The sequence below is a fragment of the Thermococcus marinus genome (assembly GCF_055389025.1).
Genome location: NZ_AP042417.1, coordinates 382,393 through 398,622 on the forward strand (window position 1 = coordinate 382,393; position 16,230 = coordinate 398,622).

Genomic DNA, 16,230 nt, shown 5'->3' on the forward strand with positions numbered 1-16,230 from the left:
TAGTTCCCATCAAAAGCCGTTTCAACTCCGGAGTTCAGTAGTTAAAAGGCCCTACCCGTCCCCTGGAGGGGAAACCGCCAGAAACTCCCAGGTCCCCGTTTTCAACCCAATCCAGAACAAAAGAAGCGTCCAGAGGAGCGAAATTACCGTAGCGGAGTACGGCTGACCTCCTCCCCGCCCTGAAGGGCGAGGCTTTCAAAAGAAAAATGTAAAAAAAAGTTGCACGGGGATGCAACAAATACCAGGAGGATGATATAATCATATACTCAACCGGATGACCATCTCCGTTTTCGTTGATTATTTCCGTAGAAATCTCACAAGCCCTTCCAAAGACTTCAACGCTCTCGTTCACGCAGGTCGTCTCGTTTGAAGCTTGGAAGGAAAACAAACGAGACTCTTTGATTTTTCAGGATTTCCCTAACCAGAGCCAGAAAGATAAACTTGAGAAAAGAAAAGACCCTCCGGGTTTCGCCACGCCACCTCAGAACTCCATCACCCACTTAACGGCCTTTGGCACTCTCTTCGCCAGCTCCAGCGCGGTAAAGTTCTCGCCGAGTTCTTCCTTTACCATGTCCCCGGCGAGGCCGTTGAGGAATGCCCCGACCGAAGCGGCCCTCAGCGGTTCGTTGCCGAGCGCGAGGAGTGCACCAACGAGGCCGGCAAGAACATCGCCCGTTCCACCGGTAGTCATTCCCCTGTTCCCTGTCTTGTTGTATTTCCATGTTTTTCCATCGCTTATGATGTCGTAGGCGCCCTTGAGGAGGACGACACCGTCAACCTGACCGGCCTTTTCCGTCACGAGCTTTGCCTTCTCCATGAGCGAACCCTCTGGCTTCTCTCCGAACAGAACCTTGAACTCTCCCGCGTGCGGGGTCAGGACGAAGGTCTTCCCTTCCAGAACGCTCAAGTCCTCAGCCACCGCCTTGAGAGCGTCGGCGTCAATAACCATCGGCTTTTCACAGCGCCTTACGAACTCCCTCACGAACCTTTTTGTCTCCTCCGCGAGGCCTATTCCCGGGCCAATGACGACGGCGTCGGCTTTTTCCACCAGTTTCAGCACGTCCTCAAGGTGCTCTTCTGTGAAGTTCCTTCCCTCAACAGGCCTAAGGATAACGTCCGGGTCTGTTATGCGCTTTGCTGAGTATTCCGGCATCGTGAGGTAGACCAAGTCCACGAGGTAGCCCGCCGCTTTGGAGGCGAGATACGGCGCGCCGAAGTAGTCCTCGCTCCCGCCGATTACGAGCAGCTTCCCGTTCTGGCCCTTGTGCTCTCCCTTCTTCCTCAGAGCGAACTTCGCGTCACCGGGCCCGACGAGGTGGTAGAGCTCCCTCGGGTAGCCTATCGTTACTATAACACGCTCAAAACCCCCGTACTCCTCCTTGTCCCACTGGAATGTCACCGCGAAGTCTGCCTTAACGAGTACGTTGCTTGGATAGCCGCTCGGCAGGTCGATGCTGACTATCTTTGCCTTCCCGGCGTACTCGTTGATTTTCTCAATAGCAGAGCGGATTGGCTCGCGCGGCTCGCCCTTTGTGCCCGCCCCTAGGAGGGCGTCAACGATGACGTCGTAGCCGCTCAGGTCGAGAGACTTTATGTAGGCCGAGTCCTTCAGCACTTTGATTTTCACGAAGTCGAGGCCCTTCAGGATTTCCCAGTTGTGCCTGGCTTCCTCGCTTCTTATCTTGGCCTCATCGCCGACGAGGAAAAGGGTAACCTCGTTCTCAAAGCTCAGGTGTCTCGCGGCAACGAAGCCGTCACCGCCGTTGTTCCCGGTTCCGGAGAAGACTGCTACCCTGAGGCCCTTTCCAAAGCGCTTCTCAATCACCCGTGCAACTCCAGCACCGGCGTTCTCCATAAGCTGGTAAGGGGTAATCCCGAGCCACTTGGCGTTGATGTCCCAGATGTAAACGTCCTCGATGCGCATGAGCACCACCCAAGAGAATATTTAGAAACCGGCGATAAAAACTTCACCCGTTGAGAACTTCCAGCGCTTTCCGATAGCTCTCTTCAGAGTACAGCACCAGATAAACCTTCTCCACGCTCTTCGCTTCCTTTGAGAACTTCTCCACAACCTCCTTAAAGGTCTTCACGACCTCTTCAAGCGGACAGCCGTAGATGCCGGCGCTTATAGCGGGAAAGGCTATAGTTTTAACGCCCAGCTCGTCAGCCTTCCTCAGCGCGCCGAGAATTGCCTTCCTGAGCTTCTCCTTTTTGTCCCCGTCCCAGACGCCGCCGCAGTAGGGGCCAACCGTGTGGATGACGTACTTGATTCCGTACTTTTCGAGCCTCATGGCGGGCGTGACCACAACCTCGCCGTGTTCAACGTAATCCTTCCCAACCTGCTCCTGCATGGCCTCCTTGCTTATCCTGATGTACTCTCTGACGTCTCCCACGGCCGCTTTTGCTATTGCATAAGCAACACCGCCGCCGTGCTCAAGGTATCTGTTGGCGGCGTTGACTATGGCCTCTGCCGGAAATCGGGTTATGTCCCCGCGGACAATCTCAAAGTGAACCATGGACTCACCCCCACTCAGTTCACCGGAGGAGCCTATTCAGCCGACCAGTCAAGGAGCTTGCGGAGTATTGCCCGCTCCCTTTCATCAAGGAAAGAATCGTCTCCGGAGATAATGACGGTCGCGTTATGGAGAAGGGCGTAGTCCCTCAGCGTTGCCAGGAATTTGGTAACAGCAGGAAATCCGTTCTGCAGGGTCAAATACTCAAGACCGTCGATAACTATGACGGGGTGTTTTCCGTGCTCGCTGGCCATCTTCATGAATTTAACGGCAATATCGAGCATTTTGGGAAGGTTGGTGGGGGCGATTCCCTCGCTGGACACCGTGGTTATCCAGAACCAGTTGGGAGCCTCATTCTTCTTCCGCGAAAACACCAAGGCACCCTCGAGGATATCCTCTGGAACCGGATTAAGCATGACCACGCCCGGTTTCAGCTTGGTCTTTACATCCCTCATCTCCCCAAACTCGCCGATGAACGAACTATCGAGGAAGGCCTTTATGGAAACGTAGGCGAGAACAAAGGCCAAAACAGCCTCAACCAGACTTAGGGGGAGGTTAGAAAAGTAGTAGCCCCTAAAAAACGAGACGACCCCAAAGAGAACTTCAAGGGAGCCCATAAGCTTAAAATCGCTGTTTCCGGTTAGAATTAAGTACGTTCCGGCAAACATTACACTAATCGAGAGAACCGCAAGCGAAGCTAAGAGATGCTTGGGAAACAGGAAAAGCAACCCGGCTATGGGAACAACGGAAAAGTACCTCAGCTCCCTGGAATATTTAATGGAGCACAGAAGCTCATCCGAGGCCTTTATGTTCCCCAGCCAGATAAGGAACGCAAAAACGGCGAGGCCAGTCATATATACTGACTCCCGCGGGACGAAGAAGGGCACGGAGAGACTGACCCAGGCCAGGGCGTAGTAAAAAAGCGCCTTCCGCCCAGTCAGGTGATAGTTGTAGAAGAGCAGGACGTACGACACGAGAAGCGCCACGCCAAAAACAAACTCTATCATTACCGCTCACCGGCTGTAGCTTACACACATCTACCCAAGGTTAAATTTCCCTCAAGCATTAAAACCTTTCCGCCACCCTCTAACACCCGAAATATTTGAGACCTAACGGCATAGAAAGATATATGAGGGAAAGAGGACTCAAAAGTAGTCCTTCTGTAACCAACTGTCGAGCTAAGCCAGCTTTTCTATAGTTTTTTCGGCCTCATCGAGGATTTTCTCTTCGTCCAGCGTGAGAACCTCGCGGTCGAGCATGAGGATTTTTCCGTCCACTATCGTCGTCTCGACGTCGTTGCCGTTTGCCGAATAGACAATGTGGCTCACGACGTCGTTTATCGGCCTCAGGTGGGGCTTGTTGAAGTCGAAGATGACCACGTCCGCCAGGTAGTCCGGCTTTATCACGCCGGCGTTGAGGCGGAGCGCCCTCGCGCCGTTGAGGGTGGCCATCTTGAAGACAGTCTTTGCATCGGCGACGGTCGGGTCGAGGTTGTGGACTTTGTGGAGCAGGGCGGCCAGCTTCATCTCCTCCACCATGTCGAGGTTGTTGTTGCTGGCGGCGCCGTCTGTGCCGAGGCCGACGTTTATACCGGCGTTGATGAGCCTCTGGAGGGGCATCACGCCGCTGGCGAGCTTCATGTTGCTGCCGGGGTTGTGGGCAACAGTAACGCCGTGCCTCGCGAGTATCTGTATGTCCCTGCTGTCGAGCCAGACCCCATGGGCTATTATGACGTCGCTCCCGAAGAAGCCGATTTCATCGAGCAGGACAACGGGGCTCTTGCCGTAGCGCTCGCTTATCTGGCCCATCTCCGCCATCGTCTCGCTGACGTGGATCGTTATCAGCTTCCCATGCTCGTTCGCCAGCTTCCTGACTTCCTTGAGCAGGGCTATGGAGCAAGTGTAGGGCGCGTGGGGCCCGAAGACGAAGTGAACTCTCTCCGAGCCGAGCTTATCTATGAACTCCATCGTGCGGAGAGCCTCTTTTACCTCCTTTTCAGTCTTCCCAGGGTCTCCGAGGTCTATCATTCCGTATGAGAGGTAGCCCCTGAGCCCGGACTCCTCGACGACCTCGGCAACTGCGTCCATGAAGAAGTACATGTCGAGGAACGTAGTCGTGCCCGTCTTTATCATCTCCAAGGCACCGAGATAGGCACCGACCTTGGTGTAATCCCTTGTCAGCTTCGCTTCCCTCGGCCAGATGTGGTTCTGGAGCCAGTCCATCAACGGAAGGTCGTCGGCAAGGCCGCGGAAGAGGCCCATCGGGGAGTGGGTGTGGAGGTTTATGAAGCCCGGAGAGACGACCTTTCCTTTTGCGTCTATGACGATATCCGCGGCCTCGGTAATGTTTTTGGCCACCTTAACGATGCGGTTTTCTTCGATGAGAACGTCGGCCTCAACGACCTCAAAGCCCTCCCCGTAGATAACGCGGCCGTTTTTGATGAGAATGCCCATGATCACCACCCCTTTTAAAGGGGTGTGTTTCCCCTGGAAGTTAAAAAGGTGTCGGAAAAGGGTCTAAAACTCAACAAGAGTCGGGCTATCAACTAATCGTAGCAGACCTAAGCATGAAGAGAAGCCCGATTCCGATTGGCGTTAGCAGTGCCGGCACTATAAAGGTCACCCCCGGACCGATGCCCCAGAGAAGGGTTCCCACAACCGGTCCCGGAACCGCGGAGAGCTTTGCCAGCGATGACTTAAAGCCAAGAATAAGGCCCCTATGCTCAGGTGTCGTGTTCTCGACCACGTATCTGTTGGAAGCGACGTTGAGTTGCTCGATGAAGGCGAGAACCGCCAAGAACAGGAAAGCGCCAGAGAACGGGGCGAGTGCGAAGAGAATTAGCAGGGGCACCGAAAGAGAGTCCTTCAGTATTAGGGAGTTTAGACTGCCAATTCTGTCCACAACGTAGCCGGCTATAAACGCACCCACAAGGGTTGCAAAGCCTATGGCGGAGTACAGCCAGGAAATCTGGGAAACGCTGAGCGAGTAAACTTTCTGAAGGAACACCGGAACGAAGGGCGAGGCTATCGAGCTGACGAACAGCTCAAAGCAGATGCAAACCATGAAAAGCTTCAAGGGAGGCTCTTTAAGAAGGGTTACTCCCTTAAGGGCTTCCTTAAACCTCTCAAAGGGTCTGCCGGCTCTTCTTCCGGCGGTTTCAGAAACGCGAAGGTAGAGATGGATGGAGACGAGCACCAGAAGGGCCGAAAGGACAAAAAGACGGGAGTCATCAATCCTCCCAGCAAGATAACCGAAGGTGGGATAGCTCAGAATTCCGGAGGCACTGCTCGCGATGAAGAGGAGCGACATGGCCTTTCCCATGCTATCTCCCGGCACGGACTCGCCCATGAGGGAGAACAACGCTGGGGAGGAGGATGTAAAAGAGGCGCTGAGCATTACTGCCGGTAGAACGATTAACTTACCTCCGGAACCGGCCACAAGGGCGAGAGAAAGTAACGCCAGCACCTCAAAAACCGCAGATACAACAATCATATACCTCCTCCCGTGTGAATCGGCGAAAGCGCCGGCAACAATCGGCAGAAAGCCCGCTAAGACGTTGCTGATTGTCGCGAAGAGGCCCACGAGCGCCGGGCCGCCGATGGAGGCGAGTGTTATGTTCAGGTAGTAGCCGATGAGGTAAGACACAGCGAAAATGTTTAGAGAGTAAGCAGGGAGTAAGGCCTTAATGTTGCCGCTTCTCAGCAGTGCCCGGTAGCCCGGCCCTCCCTTCGAGCCCAAGCTCAGACCCCCAAGCAGGCAGTGTGTTACTTATGAAGGGGAACTCATATTTAAGGATTACCCCCTGCAAAAGTACCACACGAGATTTTGGGTCAAAAATAGGGCTGAGGAAATGAAAGGACGAAATCAAACTAACCAACGTACCATTACGGCCAATCGCTGGACGGAATTAGGCCTTAGTCGTAATCTTCCGATACTCAACGACAACAACCAAACCGTCCTGCTTTATTGTAATTTTCTTTGGAAGTTTTCCGTTGAGTTCAACTTCGTAAGCGGGCATGCCGGGCTTTTTCGGCTTCAAGATGAGAGTGTTACCTCCCATCGTAACATTGAAGGAGTCAAGGTTGTTGAGTATTGCTGCGAATGGGTCGAGGGCGTTGACGTCATATATGGTGGCGTTGAGCGTAAAAGTCCCGTTGGAGGTTACAATTTTCTCAATCCCGTTTTTGATAACAACCTTCTGAATTAGGGAGCCGTTTATGTAGTCGGCCCGGGAGATTTCGTCGGGCTTTGTAAAGTTTACGTAGCTCTCAAACGTCTGATTGCCGATTTTTATTGTCTCTTCGGCGGAGAAGGACTTGATAGAGTGCCAGTAGGGGACCATATCCCCTTTGGAATAGGTGGGGGAAATACATCCCAAAGCCAAGACTGTCAATAATATCAGTACCCACCACTTCATTTTCCTACCCCCGGATTAATCTACGAATATGCTTCTCAGTTGATGACACTTATACACAACACTTATTCTACACTAGAGTTATTCCACATGCACTCATTACACTTCACCATCAATGAGAATCTGAGAATATTTCTCTAAAACTCGCCTATGCTCAAGATTCTTTTCACGAGAAATAAAAAGAGCCACGATCCTTTTGCCCTCTTCTTTGTCAATATTCCGGGTCATGTTTCTGTAGAGACCCCACAAGAGCCATAACTTCCGTTTTTTATAATGAATACTCCTCCGAATCAACAATAGGTAAACCATTAAGACAAGGGCAGATATCACAGCTGCTATTAAAGGACTTCCTTTTAAAGCGGAAAATATGGCCATGGTCATGATAAGAGATATACAAAATTCATCTAAAATAATCTCAGAAAGATATATAAAAAGTTTCGATTGAAGAATTTTAGATGGAGCCATCGTAACTCCTCCCTCAACAATATCCTGCTTTTTTACATACTTCATGAGGGCTTATGTACTTCTTGTATTTTAGATACTCAACTACAATCCCACTTACAACACTACAAATCGGAAAGCACGTGGAAAGGCATGCTGCCACTGCACCCGGAATTGGAGTGGACATTAGACACGCCGTCCCACATACTCCAGTACATGCAGCAGCTCCTCCCAACTTTATCACAGCATCAGCCACATATTCACAGATGAAACATTTCAAAGATCCCCAAAATCCCAGCGGACGAACCTCCCTATGAATATCCCCGTTGGTATTCACAGTATAAACCTCTATTTCATGGGATCCTAATACATATCTGCCCAGCGCTAACGCAGAGCCATATTTGTTCTGGACATACACCAGTTGCCCTACACTGGTGGATCCAATCAGCGGCACCTTAACTATTTCTGTCGTTGTTCCATTGTACTTCACTACCAAAACGGTAGCTTTTTCATACATCGGCACAAGGTTTTGATCCTGCAAGTGCTCTCTCAGCATTGTTGAATCTTTAGCATTGAAAACCCTTAAGACCATTAGATACGCTGTTGGCCCCCTAAGTTCCTGCACTCTAAGATTCCTCGGCAGGCTCACGTTCCCGGAGCAACAGGGGCATTTAGAGGTTTGAGGAACACTCGGAGTTGACTCTGGCGCAACGTTTGACGCAGCCATAGCTGAGCTGGTCGTCAGACCAAGCACGAGGAAGACGAGCAAGATGCCCACAAGCCGCTTCACGGCCATCACCAATATTAATGAAGACAAACTCATATTTAAGCTTTACTCTTTACCATGGTGTGTCTGTTTTTTTCAAGAGTTGGGTAAAAGACTTTACTCGCAGTTTGTTCGACGACCATTAGGAGAGATTATCCAAGTTTAAAAGCGCACCAACAGGCAGTAGTAAAAAGAACGGTAAAAGAGATATGATGAAGAGACCGTGCCACACATCACACGAACATACTCTTAAGCACGTCGGCGCAGCCGCACTTCCTCTCCTCCGGAATCTTCGGGATGCCCTTCTTGAGGAGCTCCTGAACCTTGTAGTTGTTCTCGGCCATGACCTTGAGGACTTCCTGTGCATCAACTGGCTTCTCGGCCCAGACGTCGTAGTCCGTAACTGTTGCGATGTTCACGTAGCACATTCCGAGCTCGCGGGCGAGGTTTATCTCCGGGACGAGCGTCATGCCAATGATGTGGGCGTACTGCCTGAACATGAAGCTCTCGGCGCGGGTTGAGAACCTCGGCCCCTCGATGCAGACGTAGGTGCCCTTCTCGTGGACGGGGAAGCCGAGTTCTTTTGCAGTCTCGTAGAATATCTTCCTCATCTCAGGGCAGAAGGGGTCGGCCATGGAAACGTGGGCAACCCTCGGCCCGTTGTAGAAGGTGTAGTCCCGCTTTTTGGTGAAGTCGATGAACTGGTCGGTTATGACGATGTCGCCGGGCTTGTACTCCTCGCGGAGCGAGCCGACGGCGGTGACGCCAATAACCCTCTCGACGCCGAGCTCCTTGAGGGCCCAGATGTTCGCCCTGTAGGGAACCTCGTGCGGCGGGAACTCGTGGTGCTTGCCGTGCCTCGGTATGAATGCCACCTCAACGCTCTCGATTTCGCCGATTTCCACCGGAGCGGAGGGCCTCCCGTAGGGGGTGTGAACTTTTACAGTTTCTTTCGGCTCAAAGACGCCGTAAACGCCCGAACCGCCTATGATGCCTATCTTCGGCATGGTCATCACCGTGTAAACTGCGCGCCCCTTACATATAAGGGTTGCTTTTCCAGTGGAAATGAAGCCCGCACCGAATGAACGAAAATTTAATAACCTTTGGGAACTAAATCAGTTGTGGGGGTGAGAGCATGGAGAACGAGAAGCCGGTAAAGATCGTTCTGCCGGAGATAAGGAACCCCATTCTCATCGAAGGATACCCAGGGATAGGCCTCGTCGGCCACATAGCGGGCAACTTCCTGGCGAAGGAGCTTGGAATGGATATGATAGGCTACGTTGAGAGCCCGTTCCTTCCACCAATGGCGCTCATCCTCGAAGGGAAGCCCAACCCACCGCTCAGGTTCTACGGGAAGGACAACATAATCCTCGCAGTGGCCGACATATACATCCCGCCGACCCTCGTCAACGAGATAGCCAAAGAGCTCGCGAGCTACCTCAAGGAGATGAACGCCCAAAAGGTAATCTCAATCGGCGGAATAGGGATAGGCTTCTTCAAGGAGAAGATGGAAGTGTGGGGCGTCGGGGCGCGCGAGGAGCTCAACAAAGAGCTTGAAAACCTCGGCGTGAAGATACTCCAGTACGGCTCGATAATGGGCATGAGCGGAAAGCTCCTCTGGGAGGCGAGCAGAAGGGGCCTCGACGCATATGCGCTCCTGGGCGAGACCTTCGGCGACAGGCCAGACCCGAGGGCAGCGGCCAACGTCATCGAGGTACTCAAGAAGCTCACGCCGATTGACGTCTCAACCGAACCTCTCATCAAGGAGGCGGAGATGATAGAGGAGCAGCTCAGAAAGATGCACGAGCAGATGGAGGAGGCAAGGAAGAAGGAGATGAAGCAGTACGAGAGCCTCTACCTGTGAGGTGGTGCAGATGAGAGCGGTAATCCTCGGCGGCATTGCGAGACGAGTGCTGGACGAACTCCTAAGGAACCCCTACAGAACGATAGAGCTCAGGAGCGCCAGGAACGTTTTAGCAGTGGAAAAGGCAATGGACGAGGCCCTCAAACTGTTCCTGACCTACGACCCCATTGAGGACGTCTCCACCGGGACGGAAGGCCTGCTCGCAGACCTCATTGAGGCAAAGCAGCTCGAAATGAGGGTTCCATGGGAGGAAAGCGACGAGCGCGAGATAACGGTCTGCAGGGCAAAGGTAAAGCTCTTTGGGCTCGGAAGGGTCGTTGAAGTCGAGAGAAGGGAAAGAATCCTGGTCGCGAAGGTGAGAGAACTGTTCCCGCACGAGATGAACATGGGTTAAAACAGCTTCAGCTGTTTCCCCCTCGATTTCCTGTCCCTTTTCGGGGGTTCGAGCTTCCTGAACTCGAGGCCCTCTTTTTCAAGGAGTTTCTTGGCCCCGGAGGTGAGTGACGGGGCAACGAGGATTCCCCTGACGTTCTCGTGCTCCTCGCGGAGCGTCTCAACGTAGCGCTTGAGCTGACTGACAGCATGGAGGTCTGCCCTCCTGCGCTTGAGCTCAAGGACGACGAGGTTCCCGTCCCTGTCAACGCCGAGGACATCAACGATGCCGTGCTTAATCGGTTTCTCGCGGTAGAGGGGCTTAAAGCCGGGCTCTATAACTTCGGGGTTCTCAAAGATGAGCTCGGCCATCTCGGCCTCGCTACCCGTCAAAGCGAGCTCCTCGTAGTCCTCTGCATGGAAGACGGTGATTAGGTAAACTTCCTCAAGCTCAACCTCCAGCGTTTCCCTCGGCTTCCTCCTGACCGAGACGAGGACGGGCTTTTCGCGGAGCTCCAGCCTGACAACGCTCCCAGGAGGTTGCCAGTTGACCGGCTCGCGCTTCTCCTTCTGGTGTATCAAGAAAGAGCCGTCGGGCTTGACGATTATAACCCTGTCGCCAGGGCCGAGTTCGCTTTTGGCCCTGCCGTCGTAGTGAACCCGACAGCGGGCGAAGATTGTAAGCACTCCCTCGGAGGAAACGGCCGAATCGACGAGGAGTTTTATTTCCTCTGGAGATGGGTTCTCCCTGAGCTCAACCTTGGGCATGAGGAGAGTTGGGGAGGGGATTAAAAAGATTAATCCTCAACTCCCTTCTCTGTAATCCTGAAGACGGCCTCACCCTCCGGCAGGTGCGGGCTGTCTATGAGCCTGGCGACGCGCTTTCCTGCCTTGCCCTTCCTTAGGTAGATTCTGAGCGTCGCGCTGTGGGCCAAGATGTGGCCACCGACGGGCCTCGTCGGGTCGCCGAAGAAGGCATCAGGCTTCGCCTGCACCTGGTTGGTCACGAAGACCGCTATGTCGTAGAGGTCCGCCAGGCGGTGCAGGTCGGAGAGGTGCTTCGCCAGCTTCTGCTGTCTCTCGGCGAGGGTTCCCCTGCCCACGTACTCGCTCCTGAAGTGGGCCATGAGAGAGTCAACGACGAGTAACTTAACCGGCCTGTCGGTGGCTGCCTTCTCCTTGATTATCTCCTCGGCCCTCTCGACGAGGAGCATCTGGTGGTTGCTGTTGAAAGCGCGCGCAACGTAGATGTTCTTGAGCGTCTCGTCGGGGTCCAAACCGCGGGCCTCGGCTATCTGCCTTATCCTCTCGGGCCTGAAGGTGTTCTCGGTGTCAATCCAGATTACGGAGCCGCCGAGCCCGCCCTCCTCAGGCGGCTTCTGGACCATGACGGCGAGGGTGTGCGCGAGCTGAGTGTTGTGAAGAACGAGGCCGTTTGGTGCTATGAAGTTGTGGGTCTCCGGAACGACAAGGTCGTAAACCCAGTCGTTGTAGTCGATGAGCTCAACGGACTTAACCTCGTAGAACTCAAGCTTTTTGACGAGTTCAATGAACTCAAGGGCCTTCCTGGCTATCTTCTCGTGCTCCTCAATCTCACGCAGGAGGGCGGAGACTACTTTGCCCCTCAGCGGCTCGCGCTTCGGAAGCCCTCTGGTGCGATAGTTGGCAATCTGTCTCTCGGTGAAACCGTGCTTTCTAAGGGCTGTCCACGGGAACGGAAGTTCCGGTTTCTCCCCATTTTCAATCGCGTTCTTTGCGAGTTCCAGTCTATTGAGAGCGTCCCTGAAGTAGTCGGCGACCCTTTCTAGGGTTGCCTCTGTGAACCAGACGTTCTTACTGCGAGTTAGTATGTGGTAGGAGGTTTCGTTGTCCCTCTTAGGCAGTCTGAAGTGCCCGTAAAGAGCGGCCAGGTACCGGGCAACGACAGGTGGATACCTTCCAACGCCACCGTCCGGAAGCTCCGAGTTCTTGAGCAGAGAAACCTTAAGGACCGGGCTGAATGAAGCCCTGTCCTCGCCGGTTATAAAAATCCGGTGATAGACTTCACCGTTGATTTCCTTCTCAGAGACCGCAGGCGAGATGCCAAGGCGCTTCAGCAGGAAAACCAGGCCATCTGCAAGGTTTCTGCTCTTCGTTAAGAATTCAACGTGGGATTTTGCAACGTGGCTGTCCCCGTCGAGATAGCCCGCAAGGAAGCTCACTATCGCGTCTTCGTCACCGTTGAGTATTTCTTCCGGAACTGCTTTGCTTTGAGCGTTCGAAGTGGAGAGTTCCCCGAGCCACTCGGCTGTTTTCTTGCGGAGGAGTATCCTGTAGAGGCCGCGCCTAACTTCAACCCTGGGTTCGTAACCGTCATGGCGCTTGATGAATTCAACTACGAAATCCCTGAGTCCTTCAGAGGCCGTCGTTATTGAGAGCGGGTTCGACGTCCCCTCCGCAACGAAGAGGCCGAGGAAATAGGCCCTCTCATCGGGCACCTTCTTTGAATTCGCTGGAACCTTGCGAACGCCAACTATAACGTCGCCCTCCCTGAGCTCCCCGGCACGAACCCACTCAAGGCCGTTTCTAAAGACGAGAACCGGGTGAACTGCGGTTATCTTGAGCGTCCTTCCGCGGGACAGGTTGAGCTGAAGTATCTTCCTGACCTTCTCGCGGTACAGGTAGGACGCCTTAGTTCGCCTTATTTCCCCAGTTGAGGGGTCGAAGGTGTAGACGCTCACCGTTTCCAGTGGAACCGCAAAGCCAGTGTCGAAGGGAACTTCGCCGTTCAAAGCCCGGTATTTCTCGTACATCTCCCCGATGGTCTCGAAGTGAACGAGGGTGTCGTTCTCGTAGTAGACTGGAGTGTCCTTGGCGAAGCACTTGCCGCTTCCGAACTCACCGAAGACCTCGGTTATGGCCTGTGTCTCTATTCCTCCGCCGAGGAGCTTGTCGAGGGCTTTGCTTCCAGTGGAAATCCTGCCAATGGTCTTCCTCTTCTCCATGTACTCGTCGGCGCGCATGAAGGTTCCGATGTTAGCGGCTTCTCTGGCGGCCTGGATTATCTTGAGCGCGGCACCTTCGCTTATTCCCGCTATCTCCTTGAGCTCGAGCGGTGAGGCGACGGCTATGGCCTCTATCGTGTCGTAACCGGCCTCGCGAAGCTTCTCAGCTGTGGCAGGACCAACGCCAGGCAAATCCTCAAGGGTCTTGATTTCTTTTTCCTTCTTCTTTGAGGACGATGACGGTGAGCTTTCGGCTATTTCAAGCTCCTCGAACTCCTCAAGCTCTTTAACCTCTTCAACCTTCTTCTTCGCCATGAGACTCACCCGGGAATACCCTTAATGGGGGTAAAGTTCGGTGGTTAAATAACTTTTCCCGGAAAAATCGGGGAGGCAATCTTTTAAGATTTTCGCCCGTTTCGAAAAACGAACTTTATAAACGCCCGAATTTTACTGAAAAGCCAAGAAAGAAGAGAACTACAAAAGATAGACCACGAGCTCAGGATTTTCCAGTGGAAATGGAACTCCTCAGAACTATCAGTCTGGCACCCTCAGGAATCGGCTCGTCGAGCGGGGGATTGAGAACCGGGCCATCCAGGTAGTAGCCCAGAAGAAACAGGTCCTTTGTCTCCTTGAGCTCGCGGAGGGCTTCTATGTACGGCCTGCCCCAGAAGTCCCGTCCGTCTATCACGGTGACGTCGTAGCCCTTAACCGAGCTCGTTATGTCGTCTATAACGTCAACAACCTCAGGCTCGAAGACAGAACTCGCGAGAAGCCTTCCTGCCAGGCTCCTGCTCACGATGACCCTATCCGCACCGGCCCCCTTCAGGAGCCCAACGCTCTCCTCACTCAGGACCTCGACGAGAACCCTTGCATTTGACATCCTTTTCACCATGAGGGTAACAAAGACGGCCTTTGAGTCGTCTTCGAGGGCTAAGATTACGTGAGAAGCCTTTTCAACACTGGCCCTCTCAAGGGTCTCCCTGTTGGTGGGGTCCCCTATGAGAACTTCTATTTCCTCTGGAAGCTCCACCTTCCTGCGCTCCTCTTCACTGGGGAAGACCACGACTATAGGGGCAAGCTTCAGCTCACCGCGCTCAATCGCACCCAGAAGCTCGCTAACACAGGTGGGGACGCTGCTGCCCTGGCCAATTATGAGGTAGTGGTTGGAGTATTTAACCCGGTGCATGCCCATCATCCTCCTCAGGGACGAAGAGATGAAGTTCTCAGCCAGGAGAGAAACGAGGGCCGTGAAAGTGGAGATACCGGCGACGGACGCAATCATTGCAACTACCCGCCCTCCTGCACTTGAAGGAGTTACATCGCCGTAGCCTATTGTGGCCATCGTGATAATCGCCCAGTAGAAGGCCGTGAAGAAGTCAACACCCTCGAAATAAGCGAATGCAACGGCAAACACCACGGCAAGCAGCAGCACGGCGAGGGCTATCTGCAGCAACCGGTTTCGGCTGATTTTGACCCTCACGCGGAGAAGCCGCCTCACGACGGTGACCGGTATCATGTATGATGGTTTCCACTCAAAACTTAAAAATATACCCCCACCACAAAACTATCCAGAAATGTTCAGAAAAATACTACAAAGACCAGTTTTTCCAGTGGAAATAAAGGTCTTTTTCGATGGCCATCGAAAAGACCCCCCAGAGTTTCATTTCCACTGGAGCCCACTTTCGGAAAAAGGACGGGTTTAGATGGGTGGCTAAATGCAAACACCAAGATGATGGATTTTTGAGGTATGTAGCCATCATGTTGTTCAGTGAGTTTTCCCATGGTTTATGATGTCGTTCAGAAATTCTGGTTGAAATTCCAGACAAATTCGTCGAATGTTCATAGAAAAATATAAAAACCAGCGCAGAAAAAAAGAACGGGAGCTTTTACCAACAAACAAACGGTCTTCTATTGGAAGCTTCCAAAAGTCGGTTCCAGTGGAAATGAAACTCTGGGGGGGATATGTGCTGTTTAACTTCTGCAAAATAGTAACGATTTCTATTTAACTGGTTTGTATTGTAAAGTTCACTAATGCTCTTTTGTGGCTGTTCATTTATGTTCATTTCTCTTTCAGTGGAAATAAGTGGCCCTATCTTTTTTAGTGTTTCCAAATGCAAATTTTCGTGCACATACCTGTGCACTAAACTTTCCCGTTTCTCGTGGAAGGGCAAACCATTAATGTCCCCACATCGTATTTCTTAGGGTGGTTCCTGTGGAGATTGAGAAGACCATAATCGAATGGCTGCGCTCGGGGAGCGACGATGCAAACGATATCGTTGACCTGCCCTGGGAGGCCAGGCAGCTTGAACCGGGACTCTACATTGCTGAACACCCAAAGATGCCGTTTACGTTGATGGTCTCCTTTGGAGACGGCTTTGTTAGGCTCCTCGTTCCAATGGGCCTTGAGACTTTCTCCATGACCAAAGACGAGAAGCTCAAGGTCTACCACGCGCTCCTCAAGCTCAACGCGGAAGTCAACCTCATGAAGTTCCTCCTCATGGGGATGAACGACGATGTTTACCTCGCGGTTGACCTTGACACGTCGAGCCTTGAAAAGGATGAGTTTAACGACGCCCTGTCTGCCCTACTGGTTGGCCTCCTCTCTGCGGTCTCGGCCCTCGGCCTCGAAGAGGAGTTTGAGGAGCTCCTTAGGGAGCGCGTGCTTGCTATGGTATACGAGAGGCTTCGCAACGGCGCGAGCAGGGAAGAGCTCCTTGACTTCCTGGTTTCCAGGGTAGGGATGTCCAAGAATGAAGCCCTGGCACTCCTCTCGGAGGTGCTTCCCGAGGAGTCTGACAGGAGTTATATGTGAGGCCAATTCCTATCCTTCCCTATATCTGTTTTACATCTTCCTGCTCAACAAGGTATATAAACCC

At 52.9% G+C, this 16,230-nt stretch carries 16 protein-coding genes; 3 read left to right on the forward strand and 13 right to left on the reverse strand.

Annotation, left to right across the window (positions count from 1 at the left end; translation table 11 throughout):
- Positions 1–34 precede the first annotated feature (34 nt).
- The 10 genes from ACZ5ER_RS02020 to ACZ5ER_RS02065 all read right to left on the reverse strand — a co-directional run bounded on the left by ACZ5ER_RS02020 (position 35) and on the right by ACZ5ER_RS02065 (position 9,141).
- Entirely contained in the window at positions 35–352 is a 318-nt protein-coding gene (locus ACZ5ER_RS02020) for a hypothetical protein (RefSeq protein ID WP_144244797.1), read from the reverse strand.
- A 129-nt stretch (positions 353–481) separates the two neighbouring features.
- A complete protein-coding gene (locus ACZ5ER_RS02025; RefSeq protein WP_464935056.1) occupies positions 482–1,924 on the reverse strand; it encodes an NAD(P)H-hydrate dehydratase in 1,443 nt (480 codons plus the stop codon).
- A gap of 43 nt (positions 1,925–1,967) precedes the next feature.
- Positions 1,968–2,516: a [protein ADP-ribosylglutamate] hydrolase gene (locus tag ACZ5ER_RS02030; protein WP_464934684.1), complete on the reverse strand. Its 549-nt coding sequence runs from the start codon at positions 2,514–2,516 to the stop codon at positions 1,968–1,970.
- Between the two features lie 32 nt (positions 2,517–2,548).
- On the reverse strand, positions 2,549–3,520 hold the full coding sequence (locus ACZ5ER_RS02035) for a DUF835 domain-containing protein (RefSeq protein ID WP_050002262.1): 972 nt from the start codon (positions 3,518–3,520) through the stop codon (positions 2,549–2,551).
- Positions 3,521–3,691: 171 nt separating this feature from the next.
- Positions 3,692–4,966 (reverse strand): amidohydrolase family protein, encoded by a 1,275-nt coding sequence (locus tag ACZ5ER_RS02040; RefSeq protein ID WP_050002261.1) that lies wholly within the window; start codon positions 4,964–4,966, stop codon positions 3,692–3,694.
- A gap of 88 nt (positions 4,967–5,054) precedes the next feature.
- The gene (locus ACZ5ER_RS02045; RefSeq protein WP_050002260.1) at positions 5,055–6,251 is read right to left on the reverse strand and encodes an MFS transporter; all 1,197 of its coding nucleotides are present in this window, start codon (positions 6,249–6,251) and stop codon (positions 5,055–5,057) included.
- 169 nt (positions 6,252–6,420) lie between these two features.
- A complete protein-coding gene (locus ACZ5ER_RS02050) occupies positions 6,421–6,855 on the reverse strand; it encodes a hypothetical protein (protein ID WP_227738754.1) in 435 nt (144 codons plus the stop codon).
- A 171-nt stretch (positions 6,856–7,026) separates the two neighbouring features.
- Complete coding sequence (locus tag ACZ5ER_RS02055; RefSeq protein ID WP_144244796.1) at positions 7,027–7,437, reverse strand: hypothetical protein; 411 nt, start codon at positions 7,435–7,437, stop codon at positions 7,027–7,029.
- Positions 7,406–8,167 carry a hypothetical protein gene (locus ACZ5ER_RS02060; protein ID WP_464934685.1) on the reverse strand — a complete coding sequence of 254 codons (762 nt, stop codon included), beginning with the start codon at positions 8,165–8,167 and terminating at the stop codon, positions 7,406–7,408. Before ACZ5ER_RS02060 ends, ACZ5ER_RS02055 begins: the two co-directional genes overlap by 32 nt.
- Positions 8,168–8,367: 200 nt before the next feature.
- On the reverse strand, positions 8,368–9,141 hold the full coding sequence (locus ACZ5ER_RS02065) for an S-methyl-5'-thioadenosine phosphorylase (protein WP_050002256.1): 774 nt from the start codon (positions 9,139–9,141) through the stop codon (positions 8,368–8,370).
- A 128-nt stretch (positions 9,142–9,269) separates the two neighbouring features.
- On the opposite strand from ACZ5ER_RS02065, the gene ACZ5ER_RS02070 reads away from it, so the two are divergent.
- On the forward strand, positions 9,270–9,998 hold the full coding sequence (locus ACZ5ER_RS02070) for a proteasome assembly chaperone family protein (protein ID WP_050002255.1): 729 nt from the start codon (positions 9,270–9,272) through the stop codon (positions 9,996–9,998).
- Positions 9,999–10,008: 10 nt separating this feature from the next.
- On the forward strand, positions 10,009–10,392 hold the full coding sequence (locus ACZ5ER_RS02075) for a DUF473 family protein (RefSeq protein WP_050002254.1): 384 nt from the start codon (positions 10,009–10,011) through the stop codon (positions 10,390–10,392).
- On the opposite strand, the gene nucS is transcribed toward ACZ5ER_RS02075, so the two are convergent.
- The 3 genes from nucS to ACZ5ER_RS02090 all read right to left on the reverse strand — a co-directional run bounded on the left by nucS (position 10,389) and on the right by ACZ5ER_RS02090 (position 14,870).
- Positions 10,389–11,138, reverse strand: a complete 750-nt coding sequence (gene nucS / locus ACZ5ER_RS02080) for an endonuclease NucS (protein ID WP_050002253.1) — start codon at positions 11,136–11,138, stop codon at positions 10,389–10,391. The genes ACZ5ER_RS02075 and nucS overlap by 4 nt on opposite strands.
- A gap of 29 nt (positions 11,139–11,167) precedes the next feature.
- Positions 11,168–13,669, reverse strand: a complete 2,502-nt coding sequence (gene radA, locus ACZ5ER_RS02085) for a DNA repair and recombination protein RadA (RefSeq protein ID WP_464934686.1) — start codon at positions 13,667–13,669, stop codon at positions 11,168–11,170.
- Positions 13,670–13,850: 181 nt separating this feature from the next.
- Entirely contained in the window at positions 13,851–14,870 is a 1,020-nt protein-coding gene (locus tag ACZ5ER_RS02090; RefSeq protein ID WP_464934687.1) for a potassium channel family protein, read from the reverse strand.
- A gap of 687 nt (positions 14,871–15,557) precedes the next feature.
- Here ACZ5ER_RS02090 and ACZ5ER_RS02095 point away from each other — a divergent pair.
- Positions 15,558–16,166, forward strand: a complete 609-nt coding sequence (locus ACZ5ER_RS02095; RefSeq protein ID WP_227738753.1) for a DUF8183 domain-containing protein — start codon at positions 15,558–15,560, stop codon at positions 16,164–16,166.
- Positions 16,167–16,230 lie beyond the last annotated feature (64 nt).

What these genes read in the sequence shown, in the direction of transcription:
- ACZ5ER_RS02025 (WP_464935056.1), bottom strand. Translation starts at nt 1,924, where the DNA reads ATGCGCATCGAGGACGTTTACATCTGGGACATCAACGCCAAGTGGCTC.
- ACZ5ER_RS02030 (WP_464934684.1), bottom strand. Translation starts at nt 2,516, where the DNA reads ATGGTTCACTTTGAGATTGTCCGCGGGGACATAACCCGATTTCCGGCA.
- ACZ5ER_RS02035 (WP_050002262.1), bottom strand. Translation starts at nt 3,520, where the DNA reads ATGATAGAGTTTGTTTTTGGCGTGGCGCTTCTCGTGTCGTACGTCCTG.
- ACZ5ER_RS02040 (WP_050002261.1), bottom strand. Translation starts at nt 4,966, where the DNA reads ATGGGCATTCTCATCAAAAACGGCCGCGTTATCTACGGGGAGGGCTTT.
- ACZ5ER_RS02050 (WP_227738754.1), bottom strand. Translation starts at nt 6,855, where the DNA reads ATGGTCCCCTACTGGCACTCTATCAAGTCCTTCTCCGCCGAAGAGACA.
- ACZ5ER_RS02055 (WP_144244796.1), bottom strand. Translation starts at nt 7,437, where the DNA reads ATGAAGTATGTAAAAAAGCAGGATATTGTTGAGGGAGGAGTTACGATG.
- ACZ5ER_RS02065 (WP_050002256.1), bottom strand. Translation starts at nt 9,141, where the DNA reads ATGCCGAAGATAGGCATCATAGGCGGTTCGGGCGTTTACGGCGTCTTT.
- ACZ5ER_RS02070 (WP_050002255.1), top strand. Translation starts at nt 9,270, where the DNA reads ATGGAGAACGAGAAGCCGGTAAAGATCGTTCTGCCGGAGATAAGGAAC.
- ACZ5ER_RS02075 (WP_050002254.1), top strand. Translation starts at nt 10,009, where the DNA reads ATGAGAGCGGTAATCCTCGGCGGCATTGCGAGACGAGTGCTGGACGAA.
- nucS (WP_050002253.1), bottom strand. Translation starts at nt 11,138, where the DNA reads ATGCCCAAGGTTGAGCTCAGGGAGAACCCATCTCCAGAGGAAATAAAA.
- radA (WP_464934686.1), bottom strand. Translation starts at nt 13,669, where the DNA reads ATGGCGAAGAAGAAGGTTGAAGAGGTTAAAGAGCTTGAGGAGTTCGAG.
- ACZ5ER_RS02090 (WP_464934687.1), bottom strand. Translation starts at nt 14,870, where the DNA reads ATGATACCGGTCACCGTCGTGAGGCGGCTTCTCCGCGTGAGGGTCAAA.